This is a genomic window from Oerskovia sp. NPDC060287, assembly GCF_042726775.1.
Lineage (GTDB): Bacteria > Actinomycetota > Actinomycetes > Actinomycetales > Cellulomonadaceae > Oerskovia > Oerskovia merdavium.
On the sequence record NZ_JBHXBO010000306.1, the window covers coordinates 1 to 4,045 of the forward strand.

Below are 4,045 nucleotides of genomic sequence, written 5' to 3' on the forward strand. Positions count from 1 at the left end.
CAGCCGAACCACGCACTAGAGGAACGCGATGGACCGCCGGGCCTCAGGCCATCGAGTCCCGCCACGCCTCGTGCAGGGTCGCGTAGCGGCCGCTCCCCGCCGCGAGGTCGCTGGGCGAGCCGTCCTCGACGATGCGCCCGTGCTCCATGACGAGCACGCGGTCCGCGATGGCCACCGTGGACAGCCGGTGGGCGATGATGATCGCCGTCCGGTCCGCGAGCAGGGTCTGCAGGCCGTGCTGCACCAGCCGCTCGCCCGGGACGTCGAGCGAGCTGGTCGCCTCGTCGAGCACGAGCACCGCGGGGTCCGCGAGGAACGCGCGCGCGAAGCTCAGGAGCTGGCGCTGCCCGGAGGAGACCCGCCCGCCCCGCTTGTTCACCTCGGTGTCGTAGCCCTCGGGCATCGCCATGACGAACTCGTGCGCACCGACGGCACGGGCGGCGTCCTCGATCTCGGCCTGCGTCGCGTCGGGCCGTCCGAGCGCGATGTTCTCGCGGACGGACCCGCTGAACAGGTAGGCCTCCTGCGTCACCATGACCACCGCACGCCGGAGGTCCGTCGTGGACAGGTCACGCAGGTCCACCCCGTCGAGCTGGACGCTGCCCTGCGTGGCGTCGTAGAACCGGGTGACGAGCTTGGCCAGCGTCGACTTGCCGGCCCCTGTGGTGCCCACCAGCGCGACCGTCTGGCCCGCGGGGATCGTGAGGTCGAGGTCCGGCAGGATGACCGGCCCGTCGCCGTACCGGAACGTCACGTCGTCGAGGCGCAGCGCGCCGCGCGCGTGCGGCAGGGGCGTGGGCCTCGTGGGCTCGACGACGGTCGGCTCCTCGGCCAGGAGACCGGACACCTTCTCCAGGGCGGCGGTCGCGGACTGGAAGGAGTTGTAGAACATGCCGAGCTGCTGGATCGGCTGGAAGAACCGCTTGACGTAGAGCAGCGCCGCGACCAGCACCCCGACGTCCAGAGACCCCTGGTAGACCCGCCACCCGCCGACGGCGAGCGCCGCCGCGACGGCGACGTTGCCGATCAGCACGAGGCCGGGCTGATACCGCCCGTTGACGCTGAAGATCCGCAGGTTGGCGTCGCGGTACTCCTCGCCGAGCCGTTCGTACTCCGCCTCGGTCGTGGCCTCGCGACGGAACGCCTGCACGGCGCGCATGCCCGTCATCGTCTCGACGAACTTCACGATGAGCCGGGCCGAGGTGGTGCGCTGCTGGCGGTAGTACAGCTGCGAGTGCTTCTGGAACCACCGGGTGAGCAGCCACGCGGGCACGAGCGCCACGACGAGCACGAGGCCCGAGACCGGGTCGAGCAGCCACAGGCCCAGGCCGGTGAACAGCATGAGCATGAGGGAGGACACGACGCCTGTGAGGCCGCCGTCGAGCAGCTCGCGGAGGGCCTCGAGGTCGGAGGTCTGGCGGCTGATGATGCGGCCCGACGTGTACGACTCGTGGAAGTCCAGCGACAGCAGCTGCGTGTGCCGGAACACGCGGCGGCGCAGGGCGAGCAGCACGCCCTGGGCGATGCGCGCGGCCGCGCGCACGTAGGCCCCCGCGCACAGCCCGCCCACGACGGCGGCCACGAGGTACGCCGACCCGACGAGCACGAGCGGCGCGGCCCGGCCGTCAGCGAGCGCGGGCACGGCGACGTCGATCGCGAGAGACACGAGCCACGGCCCGGCGACCTGGCCGAGCGTGGAGAGCACGACGAGGACTCCGGCCCATGCGAGAGCGCGCCTGCGGGGCCGCAGCAGCTCTCCGAGCAGCCGCATCGAGCGGGCGCGGACGGCCGCGGAAGTCTCGCGGTCGAGCCGCGTGGCGTCGTCGGCCGCGGCGTCGGTGGGCCGACGGGGCGGCTCGGTCGGGGTGGTCGGTCCGCTCACGGGTGGGCCTCCGTCGTGTCGTCGTCCACGTGGTCCTCGGGCCCGTCAACGGAGGCCCCCTGCGTCGCGGCCTGCTCCCAGTCCTCCTCGAGGCTCGAGATCACGTACCGGTAGTGCGGGTCGGTGGCCAGGAGGTCGGCGTGCGTGCCGACCGCGGTGACCCGACCGTCCTGCAGGACGGCGACGCGGTCGGCGAGCGCGACGGTCGAGGGCCGGTGCGCGATCACGAGGGTCGTGGTCCCGTCGAGCACCTCGCGCAGCCGGCCGGTGACGGCCTCCTCGGTCGTGACGTCGAGCGCCGAGAGCGGGTCGTCGAGCACGAGCACCGCGGGGCGCACGGCGATGGCCCGGGCGAGGGCCAGGCGCTGCCGCTGGCCGCCCGACAGGGACAGCCCCTCCTCGCCGATCCGCGTCTCGACGCCCTGCGGGAGGTCGACGACGAATCCTGCCTGCGCCACCTCGAGCGCCTCGTGCAGCCGGCGCTCGCGCTCTGCGGCGGGCACCGCGTCGGGGCCCGTCTCCGGGACGCCGAGCAGCACGTTGTCCCGCACCGAGGCGGAGAACAGCGTGGGGTCCTCGAACGCGACGGCCACCGCGCGACGCACGTCGGTGCGGCGCATCGCGCGCACGTCGACGCCGTCGAGCAGCACCTGGCCGCCGGTGACGTCCGCGATGCGGGGAACCAGCATCGCCAGGGTCGACTTGCCCGCACCGGTGAGCCCGACGAGCGCCGTCGTCGTCCCCACGGGCAGCTCCAGGTCGAGGTGGGAGAGCAGGGGCTCGCTCGCGTCGCCGAACCGGAAGGAGACGTCGCGCAGCTCCACGTGCCCGCGGGCAGGACCCACCTCGACCGGGTCCTGCGGGTCCGTGAGGTCGTTCGGCGTCTCCATGACCTCGAAGAAGCGGTCGACCGCGGTCCGTGCGTTGAGCGTCATCGACAGCGTCATGCCGAGGTCGACGACCGGGCCGTTGATCACGGCGGCGGTGAGGAAGAACGCGACGAGGCTGCCCAGCGTGATGTCACCGCGGACGGCGAGGACCGACCCCAGCACCAGGCACACCGCCAGCGTGATCTCCGGGATCATCTGCAGCGACGTCGTCACCGTGGCCTGGTTGCCGGCCTTGCGGATCTCGGTGCGTCGCAGCTCCTCCGCCTGACCGGTGAAGGACTGCAGGGCGCTGCCACCCCGCCCGAAGGCCTTGAGCACCCGGATGCCGTGCACCGACTCCTCGACCGTCGTGGCCAGGTCGCCCGACTGGTCCTGCGAGAGGCGCGCGATGACCCGGTAGCGGCGCGAGAACCGGAACGCGATCACCGTGACCGGTACCGCACCGGCGAGGTACACGAGCCCGAGCCAGCCGACCGTGGAGAGCAGGATCGCGACGCCCACGACGATCGTCACCGCGCTCACGACGAGCTGCAGCAGGCCGAAGATCAGCCATCGGCGCAGCAGCCCGAGGTCGCCCATGATCCGGCTGAGGAGCTGGCCTCCGGGCCACCGGTCGTGGAACGCCGCGGGCAGGTCCTGCAGGTGCCGGAACAACGCGACCCGCATGTCGGCCTCGATGCGCGTGCCCGGGTACATCACGAGGTTGCGGCGCAGCAGCACGAACCCTGCCTCCGCCACTCCGAGCAGGAGCACCAGGACGACGGGCACCACGAGCGCACGGAGGTCGTGGGTCGAGGCGCCGGCGGCGAGCGGTCCCTCCACGAGCGACTGGAGCACCTGCGGGATCGCGAGCGCGGCGAGGCTCGCGCCGAGAGCCGAGAGCAGCCCGCCGACGAGGCGAGGCATCGCAGGGCGCACGTACGGGTAGAGCCGGCGCAGCGACGCCCAGGTGGACAGCCGGGACCCGACCGGCACCGGCTGCCCGCCGACGGGCGCCGGTCCACCGACCGCGGGTGGCCCGGCGGGCGGGCCGCCGTCCGTGCCCCGGGCGCGGCGGCCAGGGCCGCGCACCGGAGCGTCGCCGTCGGGACCGCCGGGCGTGTCAGCCGAGGACGTGCTCGGTCTGGAGGTGGTGGAGGGCATCGGTCGCATTGTTGCACCGGTCTCCCACATGATTGCCCGGGTCACACGATGTGGGACGGGCGGACCGCGTTAGAGCACCCGGCCGACGAGTGCGTGGTTCGGCGGCGACTCGCCGGGCGCGTCGCAGCCG

The 4,045-nt window shown here is 73.3% G+C and carries 2 protein-coding genes; both read right to left on the reverse strand.

What is annotated here, in order from left to right; genetic code table 11:
- Nucleotides 1-43: 43 nt before the first annotated feature.
- Nucleotides 44-1,882 (reverse strand): ABC transporter ATP-binding protein, encoded by a 1,839-nt coding sequence (locus ACFWFR_RS17925; RefSeq protein WP_377623945.1) that lies wholly within the window; start codon nt 1,880-1,882, stop codon nt 44-46.
- Complete coding sequence (locus ACFWFR_RS17930) at nt 1,879-3,678, reverse strand: ABC transporter ATP-binding protein (RefSeq protein WP_377623947.1); 1,800 nt, start codon at nt 3,676-3,678, stop codon at nt 1,879-1,881. The genes ACFWFR_RS17925 and ACFWFR_RS17930 overlap by 4 nt, the downstream gene beginning before the upstream one ends.
- Nucleotides 3,679-4,045: the final 367 nt, after the last annotated feature.

What these genes read in the sequence shown, in the direction of transcription:
- ACFWFR_RS17930 (WP_377623947.1), bottom strand. Translation starts at nt 3,678, where the DNA reads ATGCCTCGCCTCGTCGGCGGGCTGCTCTCGGCTCTCGGCGCGAGCCTC.